Source organism: Priestia sp. 40 (genome assembly GCF_049368575.1).
Taxonomy (GTDB): Bacteria; Bacillota; Bacilli; order Bacillales; family Bacillaceae_H; genus Priestia; species Priestia zanthoxyli.
On sequence record NZ_JBMPZA010000014.1, the window covers coordinates 118,451 to 136,137 of the forward strand.

At 37.8% G+C, this 17,687-nt stretch carries 16 protein-coding genes; 13 read left to right on the forward strand and 3 right to left on the reverse strand.

Features of this window, described 5'->3' with window-relative positions; all coding sequences use genetic code 11:
• Positions 1 to 197 precede the first annotated feature (197 nt).
• Positions 198 to 2,804, forward strand: coding sequence for a phosphoenolpyruvate synthase (gene ppsA, locus ACO1DI_RS14645; RefSeq protein ID WP_423145425.1), 2,607 nt, complete (start codon positions 198 to 200; stop codon positions 2,802 to 2,804).
• 140 nt (positions 2,805 to 2,944) lie between these two features.
• On the opposite strand, the gene ACO1DI_RS14650 is transcribed toward ppsA, so the two are convergent.
• A complete protein-coding gene (locus tag ACO1DI_RS14650) occupies positions 2,945 to 3,691 on the reverse strand; it encodes a gamma-glutamyl-gamma-aminobutyrate hydrolase family protein (protein WP_226701160.1) in 747 nt (248 codons plus the stop codon).
• Between the two features lie 291 nt (positions 3,692 to 3,982).
• Here ACO1DI_RS14650 and ACO1DI_RS14655 point away from each other — a divergent pair, with 291 nt between their 5' ends.
• The 10 genes from ACO1DI_RS14655 to ACO1DI_RS14700 all read left to right on the forward strand — a co-directional run bounded on the left by ACO1DI_RS14655 (position 3,983) and on the right by ACO1DI_RS14700 (position 14,344).
• Entirely contained in the window at positions 3,983 to 5,521 is a 1,539-nt protein-coding gene (locus ACO1DI_RS14655; protein ID WP_226701161.1) for an ABC transporter substrate-binding protein, read from the forward strand.
• Positions 5,522 to 5,580: 59 nt separating this feature from the next.
• A complete protein-coding gene (locus tag ACO1DI_RS14660; RefSeq protein ID WP_028413754.1) occupies positions 5,581 to 6,534 on the forward strand; it encodes an ABC transporter permease in 954 nt (317 codons plus the stop codon).
• 9 nt (positions 6,535 to 6,543) lie between these two features.
• Entirely contained in the window at positions 6,544 to 7,452 is a 909-nt protein-coding gene (locus ACO1DI_RS14665) for an ABC transporter permease (protein ID WP_423145426.1), read from the forward strand.
• On the forward strand, positions 7,449 to 8,447 hold the full coding sequence (locus ACO1DI_RS14670; protein ID WP_423145427.1) for an ABC transporter ATP-binding protein: 999 nt from the start codon (positions 7,449 to 7,451) through the stop codon (positions 8,445 to 8,447). The genes ACO1DI_RS14665 and ACO1DI_RS14670 overlap by 4 nt, the downstream gene beginning before the upstream one ends.
• Positions 8,440 to 9,429 (forward strand): ABC transporter ATP-binding protein, encoded by a 990-nt coding sequence (locus ACO1DI_RS14675; protein WP_014460575.1) that lies wholly within the window; start codon positions 8,440 to 8,442, stop codon positions 9,427 to 9,429. The genes ACO1DI_RS14670 and ACO1DI_RS14675 overlap by 8 nt, the downstream gene beginning before the upstream one ends.
• 182 nt (positions 9,430 to 9,611) lie before the next feature.
• Complete coding sequence (ybaK, locus tag ACO1DI_RS14680) at positions 9,612 to 10,094, forward strand: Cys-tRNA(Pro) deacylase (RefSeq protein ID WP_034264724.1); 483 nt, start codon at positions 9,612 to 9,614, stop codon at positions 10,092 to 10,094.
• A gap of 165 nt (positions 10,095 to 10,259) precedes the next feature.
• A complete protein-coding gene (locus ACO1DI_RS14685; RefSeq protein WP_014460573.1) occupies positions 10,260 to 10,544 on the forward strand; it encodes a DUF5316 family protein in 285 nt (94 codons plus the stop codon).
• An 87-nt stretch (positions 10,545 to 10,631) separates the two neighbouring features.
• Positions 10,632 to 11,042, forward strand: coding sequence for a GNAT family N-acetyltransferase (locus ACO1DI_RS14690; RefSeq protein WP_423145428.1), 411 nt, complete (start codon positions 10,632 to 10,634; stop codon positions 11,040 to 11,042).
• A 576-nt stretch (positions 11,043 to 11,618) separates the two neighbouring features.
• A complete protein-coding gene (locus ACO1DI_RS14695; RefSeq protein WP_423145429.1) occupies positions 11,619 to 12,965 on the forward strand; it encodes an MFS transporter in 1,347 nt (448 codons plus the stop codon).
• Between the two features lie 410 nt (positions 12,966 to 13,375).
• The gene (locus tag ACO1DI_RS14700) at positions 13,376 to 14,344 is read left to right on the forward strand and encodes an alpha/beta hydrolase family esterase (protein WP_014460570.1); all 969 of its coding nucleotides are present in this window, start codon (positions 13,376 to 13,378) and stop codon (positions 14,342 to 14,344) included.
• A gap of 135 nt (positions 14,345 to 14,479) precedes the next feature.
• On the opposite strand, the gene ACO1DI_RS14705 is transcribed toward ACO1DI_RS14700, so the two are convergent.
• Positions 14,480 to 14,635: an aspartyl-phosphate phosphatase Spo0E family protein gene (locus ACO1DI_RS14705; RefSeq protein ID WP_016763750.1), complete on the reverse strand. Its 156-nt coding sequence runs from the start codon at positions 14,633 to 14,635 to the stop codon at positions 14,480 to 14,482.
• Between the two features lie 326 nt (positions 14,636 to 14,961).
• On the opposite strand from ACO1DI_RS14705, the gene ACO1DI_RS14710 reads away from it, so the two are divergent.
• On the forward strand, positions 14,962 to 15,408 hold the full coding sequence (locus tag ACO1DI_RS14710; protein ID WP_014460569.1) for a hypothetical protein: 447 nt from the start codon (positions 14,962 to 14,964) through the stop codon (positions 15,406 to 15,408).
• 71 nt (positions 15,409 to 15,479) lie between these two features.
• On the opposite strand, the gene ACO1DI_RS14715 is transcribed toward ACO1DI_RS14710, so the two are convergent.
• Positions 15,480 to 15,620, reverse strand: coding sequence for a hypothetical protein (locus ACO1DI_RS14715; RefSeq protein ID WP_014460568.1), 141 nt, complete (start codon positions 15,618 to 15,620; stop codon positions 15,480 to 15,482).
• A gap of 515 nt (positions 15,621 to 16,135) precedes the next feature.
• Here ACO1DI_RS14715 and ACO1DI_RS14720 point away from each other — a divergent pair.
• Positions 16,136 to 17,587, forward strand: a complete 1,452-nt coding sequence (locus ACO1DI_RS14720) for an NADP-dependent glyceraldehyde-3-phosphate dehydrogenase (protein WP_014460567.1) — start codon at positions 16,136 to 16,138, stop codon at positions 17,585 to 17,587.
• The last annotated feature ends 100 nt before the right edge of the window (positions 17,588 to 17,687 follow it).

Consider the following 17,687-nt stretch of genomic DNA (forward strand, 5'->3'; position numbering starts at 1 on the left):
TTATCTGCTTTAAAAAGGATACAAATCAATTAGATAAGTTAGTTATACAACTTCCAAATATGTAAACGCAAACAAAAAGGCGTGTATTTCTCTTCCTACTTTAATTATACCACATAAAAAAACGCCGATATAGACTGTTTATTCTCATTTACTGCTGGTAAAATCAATAAAACATTACCGGTTAGGAGAGATGTTGAATGAACTCTTTAGTTCTTAGCTTTCAAGAAATAGAAGAAACACAGCTTTCACTTGTTGGAGGAAAAGGCTTGAATTTAGGGGCGTTATCAAAAATTCAAGGAATACAAGTGCCGGACGGATTTTGTGTGACAGCGGTCGGGTATCAAAAAGCCATTGAACAAAACGAAACGTTTCAAGCGTTACTGAACCAGCTGACGATGCTAAAAGCTGATGACCGAGATCAAATTAGTGAAATTAGTGAAAAAATTCGCCAAATTATTCTGGAAATAAAAATTCCTTCTGACGTTGTAAAAGCGGTTATTCATTCTCTCTCTCAGTTTGGGGAAGAGCATGCTTATGCAGTTCGTTCAAGTGCGACCGCTGAAGATCTGCCACATGCTTCTTTTGCTGGTCAGCATGACACCTATTTAAATATCAGAGGCAAAGAAGCCCTCCTTGAGCACATTAGCAAATGCTGGGCTTCCCTGTTTACAAATCGCGCGGTAACCTACCGTATAAAAAATGGATTTGACCATAGTCAAGTGCACGCATCGGTTATTGTTCAACGAACGGTTTTCCCGCAGGCTTCAGGTATTTTGTTTACCGCTGACCCAATCACTTCTAATCGAAAGCTGCTATCCATTGATGCAGGATTTGGACTTGGAGAAGCGCTAGTGTCTGGCTTGGTATCTGCCGATTGCTATAAAGTACAAGAAGGAGAAATCGTCGATAAAAAAATAGCAGCTAAAAAGGTAGCTATCTACGGATTAAAAGAAGGGGGAACAGAAACCAAGGAAGTTCATTTTGATCTACAAAAAACGCAAGCGCTCACTGACTCTCAAATTTTACATTTAGAACGCGTTGGAAGACAGCTTGAAGCTTATTTTGATTGTCCTCAAGATATTGAATGGTGCTTGGCTGATGATACATTTTACATTGTCCAAAGTCGTCCAATCACTACTTTATATCCAATTCCTGAAGCAGATGATCAAGAAAATCACGTGTATGTATCTGTTGGACACCAGCAAATGATGACCGATGCCATGAAACCACTGGGATTGTCTTTTTTTCTGTTAACGACTAATGCACCTATGCGTACAGCCGGTGGAAGGCTGTTTGTCGATGTCACGCCTATGCTGGCTTCCCCTGACAGCAGAAAAAGGATGTTAGGTGCCATGGGACAGCATGATCCGCTTATGAAAGACGCACTTACAAGCATAATAGAACGGGGGGATTTCATAAAATCTTTATCCAATGATCAAAGTTCCGGTAAAAGCACTAAAAGCGTGCCGCCTACGAAGTATAAGGCACAAATTGAAAACGACTCGACCATTGTTTCTGACTTGATCAAGAAGAATCAAGCATCAATAGAAGAACTAAAAGAAACCATCCAGACGAAATCAGGGCCGGAATTAGTCGATTTTATTTCAGAAGATATCGGGACATTAAAGAAAATCTTATTTGACCCACAAAGTACAGCTGTGTTTATGGCCGCTATGGATGCTTCATCATGGATCAATGAAAAAATGGAGACGTGGCTAGGTGAAAAAAACGCAGCAGATACGCTTTCTCAATCTGTCCCAAACAATATTACTTCAGAAATGGGTCTTGCGCTATTGGATGTCGCAGATGTAATTCGTCCTTATCCAGAAGTCATCCATTATTTACAACATGTAAAAGATGATAACTTTTTGGATGAAGTAGTTAAGTTTAAAGGTGGGCAGGAAACCAAAGACGCTATCTATGATTATCTCAGCAAATACGGAATGCGATGTCCTGGAGAAATCGATATTACGAAAACTCGCTGGAGCGAAAAGCCGGCTGCACTTATCCCGGTGATTCTTGGTAATATTAAAAACTTTGAGGCTAATGCCAGCAAGAAAAAATTTGAAAAAGGCCTGCAGGAAGCCTTAAAAAAAGAGCAAGAGCTACTAAATCGATTAAACCAATTGCCGGATGGTGAACAAAAAGTAAAAGAAACAAAAGAAAAGATTAATCTCCTCCGGAATTTTATCGGTTATCGTGAATATCCCAAATACGGGATGATTAACCGTTATTTTGTTTATAAGCAGGCTCTGCTGAAAGAAGCCGAGCAGCTTGTAAAAGCCGGCGTTATTGATGAAACAGAAGATATATACTATTTGACGTTTGAAGAACTTCACGAAGTCTTGCGCACACATAAACTGGATTACCAAATCATCAGCAAACGAAAAGAAGAGTACAGATTATATGAAAAGCTAACACCTCCGCGTGTGATTACGTCTCAAGGTGAAATTATTACCGGTGCGTACAAACGAGAAAACATCCCGTCCCAAGCAATTGTAGGTTTACCGGTTTCTTCAGGAGTGATAGAAGGGCGAGCGCGCGTCATTTTAAACATGGAAAATGCTAATCTATCAGAAGGCGATATATTAGTTACTTCCTTTACTGACCCTAGCTGGACCCCGTTATTCGTAGGGATAAAAGGGCTTGTTACGGAAGTTGGCGGACTGATGACTCACGGTGCAGTCATTGCACGTGAATACGGATTGCCAGCGGTTGTTGGAGTAGAGAATGCTACTCGGCTGATAAAAGACGGTCAGCGAATTCGCGTACATGGAACAGAAGGGTATATTGAAATACTGTAAAAGCCAAAAATACTTGCACTATTTTATCTAATTAATAGATGAAGATTTGTCTAGATTTCTTTGCGCATCTTCAGTTAATACAAAAAGGCAGGCCGCAATGGCCTGCCTTTTCCATATTGGTAACAAAGTAGATTGAAACGTCAAATGCTGACTTTTTTCCTAGCCGACTGCTGCACATTCTCCATAAACAGTTTAAACAAGTTCAGCATTGAAGCATGTTCTTTTGCCATCATTTCTGGATGCCACTGCACGCCAACTACAAATTGTTCTCCTTGTTTTTCAATGGCTTCAATGACTCCGTCTTTTGCCCATGCAGAAACTTCGAAACCTGGCGCTACGTCTTTAATAGCTTGGTGGTGAAATGAATTAATAAGAGCTTGATTACCGTAAAGGTCATGTAGGCGTGTTCCGTCTTTAATCATGATGGAATGAGAAGGGTCGCTTGTATTGTTGTATTGATCATGTTTGATAAATGACTCTTTAATGTCTGACATGTCTTGATAAAGAGTGCCGCCGTAAGCAACGTTTAAAATTTGCAAGCCTCGGCAAATCGCTAATACCGGCTTTCCTTGATCAATCACATGCTTTAACAATAGCTGTTCAGACTGATCTCGTGCTAAAAAAGGGGAACCTGTTTTGGTTGTCGGTTCTTCACCGTATAAAAGGGGATTGACGTCTTGTCCACCTGATAAAATCAACCCGTCTATACTTTCTGCCTGCGCTTTAATCATTTCTTCTTCCTTTAGCACTGGCAAGATAAAAGGAACTCCGCCGCTGAGCGCTGTTGATTCAATATAGTCGTTATTTACATACGCTCGCTTATAGCCTGGAAAGCGTCCTCCTTGATCGACAATAATGCTTCCTGATATACCAATTAAAAATCCCACTGTTGTTTTCTCCTTTTTTGTTAAATTACCATTTCTTGAGATGTTTTTTCTTTTTTACTGCGTTGATAAAGTGTTTTCAATCGCCTGCTTTATAAGAAATAAATGGTTATTTTGTTCAACTATTATACATATATACCATATTTATTTAATAGAAAATGGTATAATAGCCTCTGTATGTTAAAAATACTAATTGCCAAAGGTAAAAGGTAGTGCTACAATTGTTCACATTCCTACTATTCTTCTTATTATAGTCGGATTAAAATTTTATACAAGGAAATAGGAGTGATTTTAGTGAAAAGGACTTATTTACTTTTCATCTCTCTTTTAACCATTGTCCTTATAGTAGCAGGGTGCAGTGGTAACGCAAGTAAAAATACTTCAAGTGAAAAAGAAGGAAAAGAAGGCGGAACACTAAACGTCGCGTCTCAAAGTGAGCCAGCAACGCTAGATGCTCAAATCACTGGGGACTCAGATGTAAAAGATGCAACGCGCAGTATCTATGAAGGGTTAATGATTTTAGACGACAAAGGAAATCCTAAGCCTGACTTAGCGTCTAAAGTAGATATTAGCGATGATAAAAAAACATACACGTTCCAATTAAGAAAAGGGGTTAAATTCCATAACGGTAAAGAAATGACTGCAGATGACGTTGTCGCTTCTATTAACCGATGGATTAAGCTATCATCCCTTGGGAAAACAAACTTCTCTGGTGCTGAAATGACAAAAACCGGTGATTATACGGTAGAGCTTCATTTACCATCGCCAAATGTTAACACGCTATCTTTATTAGCTGATCCAATCCCCGCAGCAGCTATTTTACCAAAAGAAGTGGTTGACAATGCATCTGATGAAGGGATCAAAGACTACATAGGAACAGGTCCATATAAAGTAAAAGAGTGGAAGAAAAATCAATATCTTTTATTAGAAAAATTTAAAGATTATTCTTCGAAAGGCCGCGAAGTTAAGAAAACTCCTCACGTCGATGAAATTAAGATTAGTTTCGTAAGCGATGAGTCAACTAGGATTTCTGGTATTACAACCGGACAATTTGACGTTGCGCTATCTGTATCAAGTGATAATGCCAAACAAGTTGAAGGCAGCCAAAATGCAAAAGTAGAAACATCACCAGGCGGATTTATGGGACTTTTCTACAACGCAGATAAAGGCGTCTTTAAAGACATCAATGCACGAAAAGCAGTTAACGCAGCTCTTAACTCAAAAGATATTTTAGACAGTTCTTACGGAAGCTCAGATTATTACAAGCTTTCTTCATCCATTGTGAACAAAGAGTATCCAAACTACTACAGTACAGCTGGAAAAGAAGAATATAACCAGCACGATAAGAAAAAAGCAAAAGAATATTTGAAGAAATCTGGTTATAACGGAGAAGAAATTCGCTTAATGGCGTCTCGTGATTACCAAGATCAATACAATACAGCTGTTGTGGTTCAACAAGAATTAAAAGACATTGGTATGAATGTGAAATTAGAAGTGTACGACTGGGCGACATTCAGCGATAAAATGAGTGATACAAACCAATGGGACATCTATCCTGTTGACTGGAATGCTCGTTCTACCATCTTCCAAGGATTCTGGACTACAAAAGGTACATCAGTTGAAAAATCACTGGACTACTTAAACAAAATTAAAGCTGCTCCTTCTGTTAAAGAAGCTCGCGGTGACATTGATGCCATTCAGCAATACGTATGGGACGAGCTTCCGTTCACGCTTATTGGTCATAAAGTGAACATCAATGCCGTTTCTAACAATGCAAAAGGCTATGAGTATAATTTAGGTCCAATTTTCTACAATATGAGTTTAACAAAATAATATCTTATTATTCTAATAAACAGAGGGCTTATGCTCTCTGTTTTAGAAAGGAGTTTACGATGGGAGCTTATACACTTAAGAGACTTTTTGCACTAATTCCTGTTTTATTCATTGTATCTATTGTTGTGTTCTTAATTACGCGCTTAACGCCTGGAAGTCCCGCAGCAATCATTTTAGGACAAGGCGCAAGTCCGGAACAAATTGCAGCGCTGAGCAAAGAAATGGGATTGGATGAGCCTGTTGTCAATCAATACTTTATTTGGCTATCTAACATCTTTCACGGAGATTTTGGTTATTCCTACTTTTTAAATAAACCTGTGCTCGGGGCGATTTGGGATAATGTAGGTCCTACGGTTTCTCTAGCTATACTTGCGCAAATTTTTGGCGTGGTGTTTGCTTTACTATTTGGTATATATGCAGCTAAACATAAAGGAACGATTCGTGATGAAAGCATTATGGGAGCCAGTCTTTTAGGTATCTCTATTCCTAGCTTTCTTCTCGGTTCATTCCTTATTTTGCTTTTTGCTGTACAGCTTCGAATTTTCCCTGTTTCAGGATACGTTCCGTTAAATGCTGGATTATTTGAATACTTAAAGTATTTAGTTTTACCAACGATTACGCTTGGAGCGATTCAAGCTGCATTAATTACGCGTATGACGCGTTCCTCTTTACTCGATACCATTTCTGAAAACTTTGTTAAAACGGCAAAAGCAAAAGGGTTAAATGAACGTACAATTATGCTTAAGCATACGCTGCGCGTGAGTTTTTTACCGATTTTAACAGTTATCGGAGAATCATTTGCAGGACTTGTAACCGGCGCGGCAGTAACAGAATCATTATTTAACATCCCCGGGTTAGGTCAGCTAATTGTTTCATCAATTGAACGCCGAGATTACGCGCTTATTCAAGGAGCTGTACTTTTAATTACGGTTGCTTATGTGGTCATCAATTTAGTTGTTGATTTGCTGTATGCCGTGATCGATCCGCGTGTACGCAATTCTTATCATGATTAAAGGAGGGTGATGAATGTGAACGCACAACAAAATACAGAGACCATTTCAGTAACTGCAAAGAAAAAAAGAAACCCAGCGGCAGCTCGCTTTTTCTCAAATCGTTTGCTAGTAAGAGGAGCGACACTTATTTCATTATCTATTTTGATTGCTGTTTTTGCTCCGCTCATTTCTCCTTTTGGAAGCTTACAAATCGACCCTGCAAATCGATTGGCACCGCCATCAAGCACGCACTGGTTTGGAACGGATAACTTTGGACGAGATGTATTTAGTCGGACAATGTACGGCGTCAGAATATCGTTAATGATTGGAGCCGCAGTAACGATTATTGCTACTGTACTTGGTTTAATCGTTGGACTTTTATCTTCTTATTATAAAATTCTCGATTATATTTTAATGAGAATTTGTGACGGCTTGTTTGCTTTTCCATCTATTTTACTAGCAATTGCCATCATGTCTGCTTTAGGACCTAAAACAAGCAACGTTATTATCGCACTGAGCCTTGTATTTATTCCTTCGATTGCGAGAATTGTTCGTTCAGCTGCGCTTGTTGTAAAAGAAAAAACGTTTATTGAAGCGCTAAAAGCTCAAGGAGCAAGCTCACTTCGAATCATTTGTTTTCATATGGCACCAAACGTCTTATCACCTTTAATCGTTCAAGTAACATACGTGTTTGCCGTGACGATTTTAACAGAGGCTTCTCTAAGCTTTTTAGGAGCTGGAATTCCTGCGCCAACGCCAAGCTTAGGGAATATGCTGTATGACGGAAAGCTTGCGATTTACAACGCATGGTGGATGACCGTGTTTCCGGGTGTATTCATCATTTTAATTGTACTCGGTCTTAATTTATTTGGTGACGGTCTGCGCGATTGGTTAAATCCGAAAAACGTAATGCTGAAGAAAAGGAGGAAAAAACGTTGAGTAACGCCCTTTTAAAATTAGAAGACTTACAAGTAACTTTTACAACGTATAGCGGAGAAGTAACGGCTGTGGACAATGTATCTCTTCAATTAAATAAAGGAGAAGTATTAGGCATTGTCGGTGAATCCGGATCTGGAAAAAGCGTAACGTCCGAATCTATTCTTCAGCTATTAGATGAAGACCTAACAAGCTACGATGGTAAGATTTTGTTTGAAGGAAAAAACTTATTGGACATGTCTTCAAAGCAAATTCAAAAGCTAAGAGGAAACGAAATCTCAATGATTTTCCAGGATCCCATGTCGTCATTAAATCCCGTTATGCCAATTGGAAAACAAATTGCTGAAGTGATTTGTCTGCATCAAAAAGTCTCTAAAAAAGAAGCGCAAAAGAAAGTCGTAGAGCTTTTGAGACTAACTGGCATTCCGTCTCCAGAACAGCGAGCAAAAGAGTATCCGCATGAAATCTCGGGAGGAATGAGGCAGCGCATTATGATTGCGATGGCTTTAGCCTGCGAGCCGAAGCTTCTTATTGCCGATGAGCCAACAACGGCTTTAGACGTAACCATTCAAGCGCAAATCCTTGATCTTATGATGGATTTAAAAGACAAGCTCAACATGGGCGTGCTGTTCATCACCCATGACTTAGGAGTTGTCGCTAATATTTGTACAAAAGTAGCCGTGATGTATTTAGGACAAGTGATGGAAGAAACGGACGTTAAAACGCTGTTTTCAAAGCCGCTTCACCCTTATACAATGGGCTTAATTAAGTCGGTTCCTCACTTAGATGGCGACAGAACACAAGAGCTTTCGTCCATTCCCGGAACCGTTCCGCCGCTTTCAAACGTGCCAGATGGCTGTCGTTTTGCACCAAGATGCCCGTTTGCAACGGAAAAATGCCGTAAAGAAGTACCTGTTTTAGAGCATGCCGATGAGACGCATCGCGTTCGATGCTGGCACTATGAAAAAATTCAAGAAGGAGAGGTCGCGTATGTCTAGTGAAGCAAAGCAGCAAAGCGTGAAGCCCTTGCTTGAAGTTCGCAACCTGCAAAAATACTATCCGGTTCGTTCTGCTTTAGGAAAAGCGAAGGGACAAATCAAAGCGGTTCAAGATGTATCCTTTGACATTTATGAAGGCGAAACGTACGGATTAGTAGGTGAATCTGGCTGCGGAAAGAGTACAGCAGGGCGCACGCTTTTAAAATTAGTAGAACCAACAGGCGGAGAAGCACAGTTTAATGGAGAAAGTATTTTCGAATCCAAAGCATCACGCTTACGAACCATTCGTAAAGATTTGCAAATGATTTTCCAAGATCCGCATACTTCCCTTAACCCAAGGAAAAAGATTGGAGCTTCCATTCAAGAAACATTAACAATTCATAATGTAGGCGCAAAAAGCGAGCGAAAGCAGCTTGTCATTGAGTTATTAAAAAAGCTTGGTTTTAACGAAGAAGATTACAACCGCTATCCGCACGAATTTTCAGGCGGCCAGCGCCAGCGTATAGGCATTGCGCGTTCATTGATTTTGAATCCAAAGCTTATCATTTGTGATGAGCCGGTTTCAGCGCTGGACGTATCCATTCAAGCACAAATCTTAAACTTGCTGCGCAGCTTGCAAAGAGAAATGAAGCTTTCATATCTCTTTATCTCCCACGATTTAAGCGTCGTACGACATATTGCAGACCGCGTTGGCGTAATGTATTTAGGAAGATTAGTAGAAGAAGGACCAACAGATGAGATTTTTTCAAATCCTCGTCATCCTTATACAAAGCTTCTCTTATCATCTGTCCCAGCGATTCATGAACATGAAAAACGTGAAAAAATTGAGGTTAAAGGTGAAATTCCCTCTCCTCTTAATCCACCTTCAGGCTGTGCGTTTCATAAAAGATGCCCGTTCGCATTTGACCGCTGCATGAAAGAAACACCTGAAGATACAGTGATTGATAGCAAGCATAAAGTAAAATGTCACCTATATAGTTAAGGTGAAAATCTTAACTATATAGACTGTAGATAAACGTATTGATGCAGTAGAACAATTGAATGTATGGAATGAAAAAAGCCACTAGCGTCTCTAGTGGCTTTTTTAATAAACAAAATAATCTACCTATCCTAATATATGGAGATATGAAAACCAAACGTGTTATGATGGTATCGGTGATAATTATGGGTAAAAAAGCAGACAAAACGAACGTAATGCGAATTTTAGATCAGAAAAAAATTGAGTACAATTATTATTCTTATGAAACTAAAAATCTGAGTGGGGTACAGGTAGCTACTTCGCTCGGAGAGGATCTTGCTAAAGTCTTCAAAACACTTGTGACCGTAGGAAAATCAAAAGAACATTATGTCTTCATGGTACCGGTTGAAAAGGAGCTTGACTTAAAGAAAGCGGCAAAAGCGGCTGGTGAAAAGTCCTTAGAAATGATTCCTCAAAAAGAGCTGTTACCTCTTACAGGATATGTTCACGGGGGGTGTTCTCCTATCGGAATGAAGAAGCAGTTCACAACCTTCATTGACTCTACGGCAGAAGACTGTGAAACGATTTACTTTTCAGGCGGGCGTGTAGGTCATCAGATACAGTTACCACTAAGTGACTTATCAAAAGTAATTCGTATACGTCCGGCAGACATCACAAAAGATAGTTGAAATGTAGTTCCCTTGAGCGAAACGCACTTAGACATAAGCGTTTCGCTTTTTTAGTTGCTTTAATTACTGTTGGAATAACAAAAAAACAAAAGTAAAAATATAGAAAAAATGATATTATATAGATAATATGTGGGGTTTTATAAAAAAACTAGGAGGAAGACAGAAATGATTAAATCAATTATTGGTGGGTTCATTTTATCTTTTATTCTTTTAGTAGCATGTACAATAGCTAACGTAAATTCAGAAACAGTACTTTTCACCGCTTTCATTATATTAGTGGGGCTAGCTCTTATCATATCTGGAGCAGCTGTAAGCGGTGATCGAATGAGAGCTAACCTTTCCACAGAATCAAAAACAGACAAGAAGTGGAGAATTACAAACTCTATAAAACTTATGCTAGCTGCCGCTCCAGTTCTCGGGGTATTTCTTCTCATTCATTACTTTGTATAGTTTATTCTTCGACATGTAAGAGCAAGCCGCAAGGTCCTAAAAAACAAACTAATTATTCATAAGATAATAGCGAAAAGAGGTGCTAGGATGAAAGAAATCACTTCAACTATGGTGAACCCTACAATAAAAAAGCTGTTATCTTATGCAACTTTAGAAGAGAAGGTTGATGGAGAGTATAAAAAATACACTTGTTTGCCAAGTCGGAAATTATATACTATTGAAGTAAATGGAGAAACAGTTAGCTGTATAGGAGTTGAATTTCTTAACGCCAAGGAAGCTGTTATAAAACATATAGCTGTTTTACCAAAAGAGAGAGGGAAAGGAATAGGAAGCAGCATGATTCGCTTTCTTTGTAAGAACTATGATATACATTCTATTTTTGCTGAGACAGATAAAGAGGCAGTAAACTTTTATTCTAATTTTGGCTTCCAAATAACAAGTTTAGGCGAAAAATATCTCGGAGTGGAACGCTTTTTGTGTGAATTTAAAATCAAATGAGCCAAATTAAGGTTGCCAATGTAACAAAATTATAGAGCATCTATGGCTGTATATATAATAGAGGATAAGATTAAAATTCGATAATTATCTTAAATTTAGGTTAGAGCTTAGTACAAGTTATGTTTATTCTACATATTATGTAAATGTAAGCAGCTTACACTCTCAAGTTGAAAAGAGTATTTTCTTAACCATGTTCTTACTTAAAGAAAGTGGTTTTTTTCTGTTTCACATATAAATTAGAAAACCGAACTTTGTAAAATTTTTGTATAAATAATTAGAAAATATTATATTTTCTAATAAATCAATAGTACAATATATAAATAGAAGGGAGGATTAACACTACATATGTAATAGACAGCAGCCGCTTTTAAACCCGCTTATTTTGTATCTATAGGTGATATCGAAATGAATTATTCAACCTTTGTTAAGCGCTCTCATTATATAAATAATTGGTTGAATAGGTTTTATAGAAAGCAATACAATCTAGCTGTTAAAAAAGATTTGCTGGTAAATTACTTACTACTTCATGTTACAGGAGAACCAACATTAAACACTCAAAGAAAAGAGGGATCACTCATGGCTCATATCAGTGAAGCTGCAAACAACAGGCGTGTTACAAGTAATATTTTTAAAGGATCTGTTGGGAATTTAATTGAATGGTACGATTGGTACGTTTACTCTGCTTTTGCCGTCTATTTTTCATCGCAATTTTTCCCAGAAGGCGATCCAACAAGTCAGCTGCTTAACACAGCGGCAATCTTTGCCGTCGGCTTCTTAATGCGTCCAATCGGTAGTTTATTAATGGGACGCTACGCGGACCGATATGGTCGCCGTGCTGCGCTTACCTTATCTATTACGATTATGGCCAGCGGTTCTTTGATTATCGCTTGTACCCCCAGCTACAGTACGATAGGGTTATTATCTCCTATTATTCTAGTACTCGCACGTTTGCTTCAAGGAATCTCCTTAGGGGGAGAATACGGAACGTCTGCAACTTATCTTTCTGAAATGGCAAGCAGCGGGCGAAGAGGATTTTATTCAAGCTTTCAGTATGTAACGCTTGTTGCTGGTCAGCTGGTAGCATTAGGTGTTCAAATTATTCTGCAAAACGTTCTTAGTGAAGCAGATATGATTTCATGGGGCTGGCGTATTCCTTTTGTCATTGGAGCAATCGGAGCGCTAAGTGTTTTATGGCTGCGCCGTACGATGGATGAGTCAGAGCAATTTTCTAAAATGGACTCTGAAAGCCGTGAAAATGCAGGGACTATTAAAGCACTTATGAAGCATCCTAAAGCAGTATTGACCGTTATTGGCTTAACTTTAGGAGGAACGGTCGCTTTTTATACGTATACAACGTATTTGCAAAAATTTATGGTAAACAGTGTAGGTCTGGATAAAGGGGTCGTAAGCTGGATTAACTTCTGTGCGCTGCTTGTATTTGTTGTCATCCAGCCAATAGCAGGTATGCTATCGGATAAAATTGGACGCAGACCTCTGTTAATGAGCTTTGGTATTTTGGGAACATTGCTGACTGTACCGCTGTTTCTTTTTATGAAACAAGCACATAACCCAGTTATGGCCTTTTTATTAATGACAGTTGGACTTATCATTGTAACTGGTTATACATCTATTAACGCAATTGTAAAAGCTGAGCTTTTTCCAACAGAGATTCGAGCTCTTGGTGTAGGATTACCCTACGGACTTACAGTTGCCATATTTGGAGGGACAGCAGAATTTATCGCACTATGGCTAAAAAGTATTGGCCATGAATCAATTTTCTTCTTCTATGTAGCAGGGTGTATTGCCATCAGCTTCCTTGTTTATTGGCGTATGGGAGAATCCTCTAAAGATTCATACATAGAATCCGAGCTCAAGACAGATGACAAAGGAGACAATGTACCGCCAAATAATATCAGTTTTTAATTTTGATTAAATAAATAATCGTTTGGTAACATAAAAAAGACGGGCTTTTTATAGCCAGTCTTTTTTTATACCCTTAATTCTATACTAGGATTTTCGTATATTATTTGGTGATAATAAGTCCTTGTATGATCTCATTCCAATAATGTTTAAAACCAGGCTTTACTTTCGGCATTTTGAACACTCCCTTTAAAATTTTCCCGATTGGATAGTCGTTATAGTAAGTTTAATAAAATTAACTAAAGTTGTTATCCAACGCAGAGCGTAACTTACTATATGAATTTGTACAACTAAAGCATGAAGAGAGAAATAATTAAAGGCATATACAAAAGATCAGCGTCATAATAAAAGGATTATTTTGTGATATAACGAAATAGAGAGTATACATCAGAAATAGAGAGAGGGTAAACTCCGTGAATACTTTATGTTCCTTTTTTACAAATCCAATTTTAACTGCTTCTACGCTTTTAATAGAATTACAGAGCGTGTTCTTTCAACCTATTTGGAAAGAGTATAATTATGATGATTATTTTACCTACAAGGTATATGTTCCAAGTACATATACTGGATTAAGTAAAGTACCATTAATCGTTATGCTTCATGGGTGTCAACAAGACGCAGATGATTTTGCTACGGGTACAGAGATGAATAAGCTAGCGGAAGAAAAAGGCTTTATTGTTCTCTACCCTCAGATGAATTACTTTGCTAATTCCAACGGGTGCTGGAATTGGTTTTATGAGTATAACCAGTTTCGCGGTAATGGAGAGCCAGACATAATAAAAGATATGATTGATCACATAACCACTAAATATGCGATTGATTCTACTAATATATACCTTGCTGGCATGTCAGCTGGAGGATTTATGGCAAATGTGATGGCTATTGCTTATCCTGATGTATTTAAAGCGGTAGGTATTCATTCAGCAGGCAGTAATGCGTATGCTGTAGACCTCATCACAGCTGGAGAAGTTATGCTATATGGATCTCTAAATCCTGAACTTGACGGTGATGAAGCTTATAAGAAAATGGGACCTTATGCACGGCCTGTTCCCATCATTACATTTCATGGTCAATCAGATACAACAGTCAATCCAGTTAATGCGTCTACATTAATTCAGCAGTGGATTTATACCTATAAGAATTTCGGTATAAACCTACATGAAAAGGCTGCATTTTATACGTCACAAGACAATGGAAATCATTATAGCTACATAATGTCTGACTACGTAGATACAGAAAATAAAACCTGGATGAAAAAAATTATGGTAGAGGATATGGGGCATGCATGGTCAGGAGGAAATGACAATGGATCAGATACTGATTCAAAAGGTCCTAATGCTTCAAAAATAATGTGGGATTTTTTTGAAGCACAGAAAGATTAAATAGAATATGAACGAACGATCAAGATGTACTACTAAATAACATCAGCCTTCATTTTTTTGAAACAAATAATTGTCGACCAATAACAAAAAAGGATCTTATGGAAAGATCCTTTTTCTGTTATCCACCAGCATTTCTTAACAAGTAGCTTCAAACCGATTTAACAATACATCTAGATCCTGGCTGATTTTAATGGTATTACTACTTGTAAATCCTTCTTCTAAGGCAATCATCATCATCATTTTTCGTATGAATTCTATCTTTATCAGCAGTAGTCTACATTTGAAACACATTAAGTTTCCTCCACTTGCCACGTCATTTTAAAGGCTTAAATTATTGAATTTTTTATGTAAAAACGCTTCAAATCTAAAAATATAACCTAAAAAATATAGTAACAAATAGACAGTGTCGAAGTCTGTCGTATTTTGAATTCAGATATTTTTACTTAAAAAGAATTAACTCTTAACCGTTTTGCTGGAATCCGTGCACTGTCTTGATCATGATTGTTCCACCGGTTGTAAATAACTCTAGGAGTAATAGAGCTCATCCTATTTTTAGGATATAGGCATAATACCACTACATTTAGGCATGTTAACATAAGAAAGGAGAATTTACTAATATGCCCAATGTCATTAGAATTCTTCAATTGCTTCTTCCATGGATTTCCCTTGTTTTTATGCCAAAAAAATCAATTAGGACCTATTTTCCCGCTTCTCTTTTTGCCTCATCGTTAGTAATTGGAATGTGTTCATTAGCTATTCCTTACAAGTGGTGGAGTGTAAAAGGAGGGTGGAAAGGGAAAATTTTAAACGATAGCAGTTTTATTTTTGGTCCCTTTTTGGTCGGGACACTGTGGATCTTTCATTTTACGTTTGGCCGCTTCAAACGATTTTTTCTGGTTAATTTACTTATGGATTCACTATTTGCTTTTCCGCTAAGTTACTTGTATCAAAAGTTGGACTTATTTAAGTTAGTCAACTTTAAACCAAAACATATCTTTTTTTCATTTATTGGTTTCTGTTTAACTATTTATGGCTATCAGGCACTGACAAATAAAGATAAATGATAGGTGAGGGCCGTTTCTAACCGCTATAGACTTTGTAAAAAGCGCAACAAAAAAGCGTCTGTTAAGACGCTTTATATATAATACATATACTGCTCTTCTTTATTGGCATGTGTTGTTTCATGGATTATTTCTTCCGGGATATTGGACGTCCGGTTAGTAAAAAGCATAAACAACGCAATAATTGATGCCACAAAACCTAAAGTAACAATCACAATAAATCCCTCCCTTTAGAATATATATTCTACTTTCATCTTCATTCTCCTATATTTATTTTATACCCTTATTTTATTTTCTCAACACATAGAACAAAAAGAGTAGTACATCTCTTAAATATCTTCCTAGAAATAAATATAATCAAGAGAGCTTAAAACTCCCATTTCCCCTAAAAAAGTAGGAATCCATAAAATTTTTTCGTATGGGGGATATAAATCATTAAAATTATTAATCATTGAGATAACTTATTTGTATTGTACGAATGAAAGAAATTTATATATATTAAAAATACAAAATATTCATTAAATTATATGATGCTTTGGTTTTGAGTCGAAAAGAGAAAAGCTGTTTGCTTTAAAGGCAGCAAGTTTAAGAAAGTTACAAGCGATATAAAAAGGTATAGAAATGGATACATCTAGAATTCTTTTTTGCTCAGATATTCACAGAGTTTTCATTCGTTAAAAAGACTGAAAATTCAGATAATAAATTTCACTTTTATTAAGGGGGACTTTTTATGACAACAACGGTATTAAATGTATCAACTTATTCTTTTTATCTTAACGGTGAGTGGAAAGAAAGCAAATCAGGGCAGACAATTGATATTGTTTCTCCATATCGTCATGATGTGATTGGAAAAGTGCAGGCTATCACAAAAGATGAAGTCGATGAAGCAGTACATGCCGCACAGAAAGCTCAGAAGGGGTGGGCGGAAACTTCTCTGCAAGACCGTGCCAAATATTTATATAAGTGGGCAGATGAGCTGGTAAAAATGCAGAGTGAAATTGCCGAAATTATTATGAAAGAAGTTGGAAAAAGCTTAAAAGATGCAAGAAATGAAGTCGTGCGCACAGCTGATTTCATTCGTTATACAGTTGAAGAAGCACTTCATATGAACGGAGAAAGCATGAAAGGAGATAGTTTTCCTGGAGGCTCTAAGTCTAAAGTGGCCATTGTTGAACGTGTACCTTTAGGAGTTGTCCTCGCGATTCCTCCATTTAATTATCCGGTAAATCTGTCAGCTGCTAAGCTTGCGCCTGCGCTTATTTCAGGAAATGCAGTTATCTTCAAACCCGCAACGCAAGGAGCGATCAGCGGTATTAAAATGATTGAAGCTCTTGATCAAGCAGGTATTCCACAAGGACTTGTAAACGTCGTAACGGGCCGCGGATCTGTAATTGGTGATTACTTGGTTGAACATAAAGGCATTAACATGATTTCGTTTACCGGAGGAACAAATACAGGTACTCAGTTAGCTAAAAAGGCAGGCATGATTCCTCTTGTACTAGAACTTGGAGGAAAAGATCCGGGTATTGTATGTGAAGATGCAGATTTGCAGGAAGCAGCAAAACATATTATAAGCGGAGCATTTTCTTATTCGGGTCAGCGCTGTACAGCCATTAAACGTGTACTTGTGCATGAAAAAGTGGCAAACGAGCTGGTCGACATCTTAAAAGAAGAAGTACATAAACTATCAGTTGGTTCTCCTGAAGATGGATGTACAATCGTTCCATTAATTGATAGCAAGGCAGCGGACTTTATTCAGATTTTAATTGCAGACGCCCTCGGAAAAGGTGCAGATGTTGTGACTGGGAACAAGCGTGAAGGCAACCTTATCTATCCTACTCTTTTAGATAACGTGAATGATACTATGCGTGTAGCATGGGAAGAACCATTTGGTCCTGTGTTACCAATTATCCGCGTCGCTTCTGACCAAGAAGCCATTGACATAGCAAACGAATCAGAATTCGGCTTACAAGCAAGCGTTTTTACAAAAGATATTAATAAAGCCTTCTCAATTGCAAATAAAATGGAAGTCGGTTCCGTTCAAATCAACGGCCGTACAGAACGCGGTCCTGATCATTTTCCTTTTATCGGTGTAAAAGGATCCGGTATGGGCGCTCAAGGTATTCGTAAAAGCATTGAATCCATGACTCGTGAAAAAGTAACGGTATTAAACCTTCAATGATTGAATTCCATGAGCTATCCAATCGAGTCAGTAGAATGTAGAGAATCTCATGGAAAAAAGCCTGTGCTCCAAAAAGCACAGGCTTTTAAACGTCTTATTT

Excerpts from the sequence above, each read along its gene's own strand:
- ppsA (WP_423145425.1), top strand. The coding sequence starts at position 198 with ATGAACTCTTTAGTTCTTAGCTTTCAAGAAATAGAAGAAACACAGCTT.
- ACO1DI_RS14660 (WP_028413754.1), top strand. The coding sequence starts at position 5,581 with ATGGGAGCTTATACACTTAAGAGACTTTTTGCACTAATTCCTGTTTTA.
- ACO1DI_RS14665 (WP_423145426.1), top strand. The coding sequence starts at position 6,544 with ATGAATGTGAACGCACAACAAAATACAGAGACCATTTCAGTAACTGCA.
- ACO1DI_RS14675 (WP_014460575.1), top strand. The coding sequence starts at position 8,440 with ATGTCTAGTGAAGCAAAGCAGCAAAGCGTGAAGCCCTTGCTTGAAGTT.
- ybaK (WP_034264724.1), top strand. The coding sequence starts at position 9,612 with ATGGGTAAAAAAGCAGACAAAACGAACGTAATGCGAATTTTAGATCAG.
- ACO1DI_RS14685 (WP_014460573.1), top strand. The coding sequence starts at position 10,260 with ATGATTAAATCAATTATTGGTGGGTTCATTTTATCTTTTATTCTTTTA.
- ACO1DI_RS14690 (WP_423145428.1), top strand. The coding sequence starts at position 10,632 with ATGAAAGAAATCACTTCAACTATGGTGAACCCTACAATAAAAAAGCTG.
- ACO1DI_RS14695 (WP_423145429.1), top strand. The coding sequence starts at position 11,619 with ATGGCTCATATCAGTGAAGCTGCAAACAACAGGCGTGTTACAAGTAAT.
- ACO1DI_RS14705 (WP_016763750.1), bottom strand. The coding sequence starts at position 14,635 with ATGTGTTTCAAATGTAGACTACTGCTGATAAAGATAGAATTCATACGA.
- ACO1DI_RS14710 (WP_014460569.1), top strand. The coding sequence starts at position 14,962 with ATGCCCAATGTCATTAGAATTCTTCAATTGCTTCTTCCATGGATTTCC.
- ACO1DI_RS14720 (WP_014460567.1), top strand. The coding sequence starts at position 16,136 with ATGACAACAACGGTATTAAATGTATCAACTTATTCTTTTTATCTTAAC.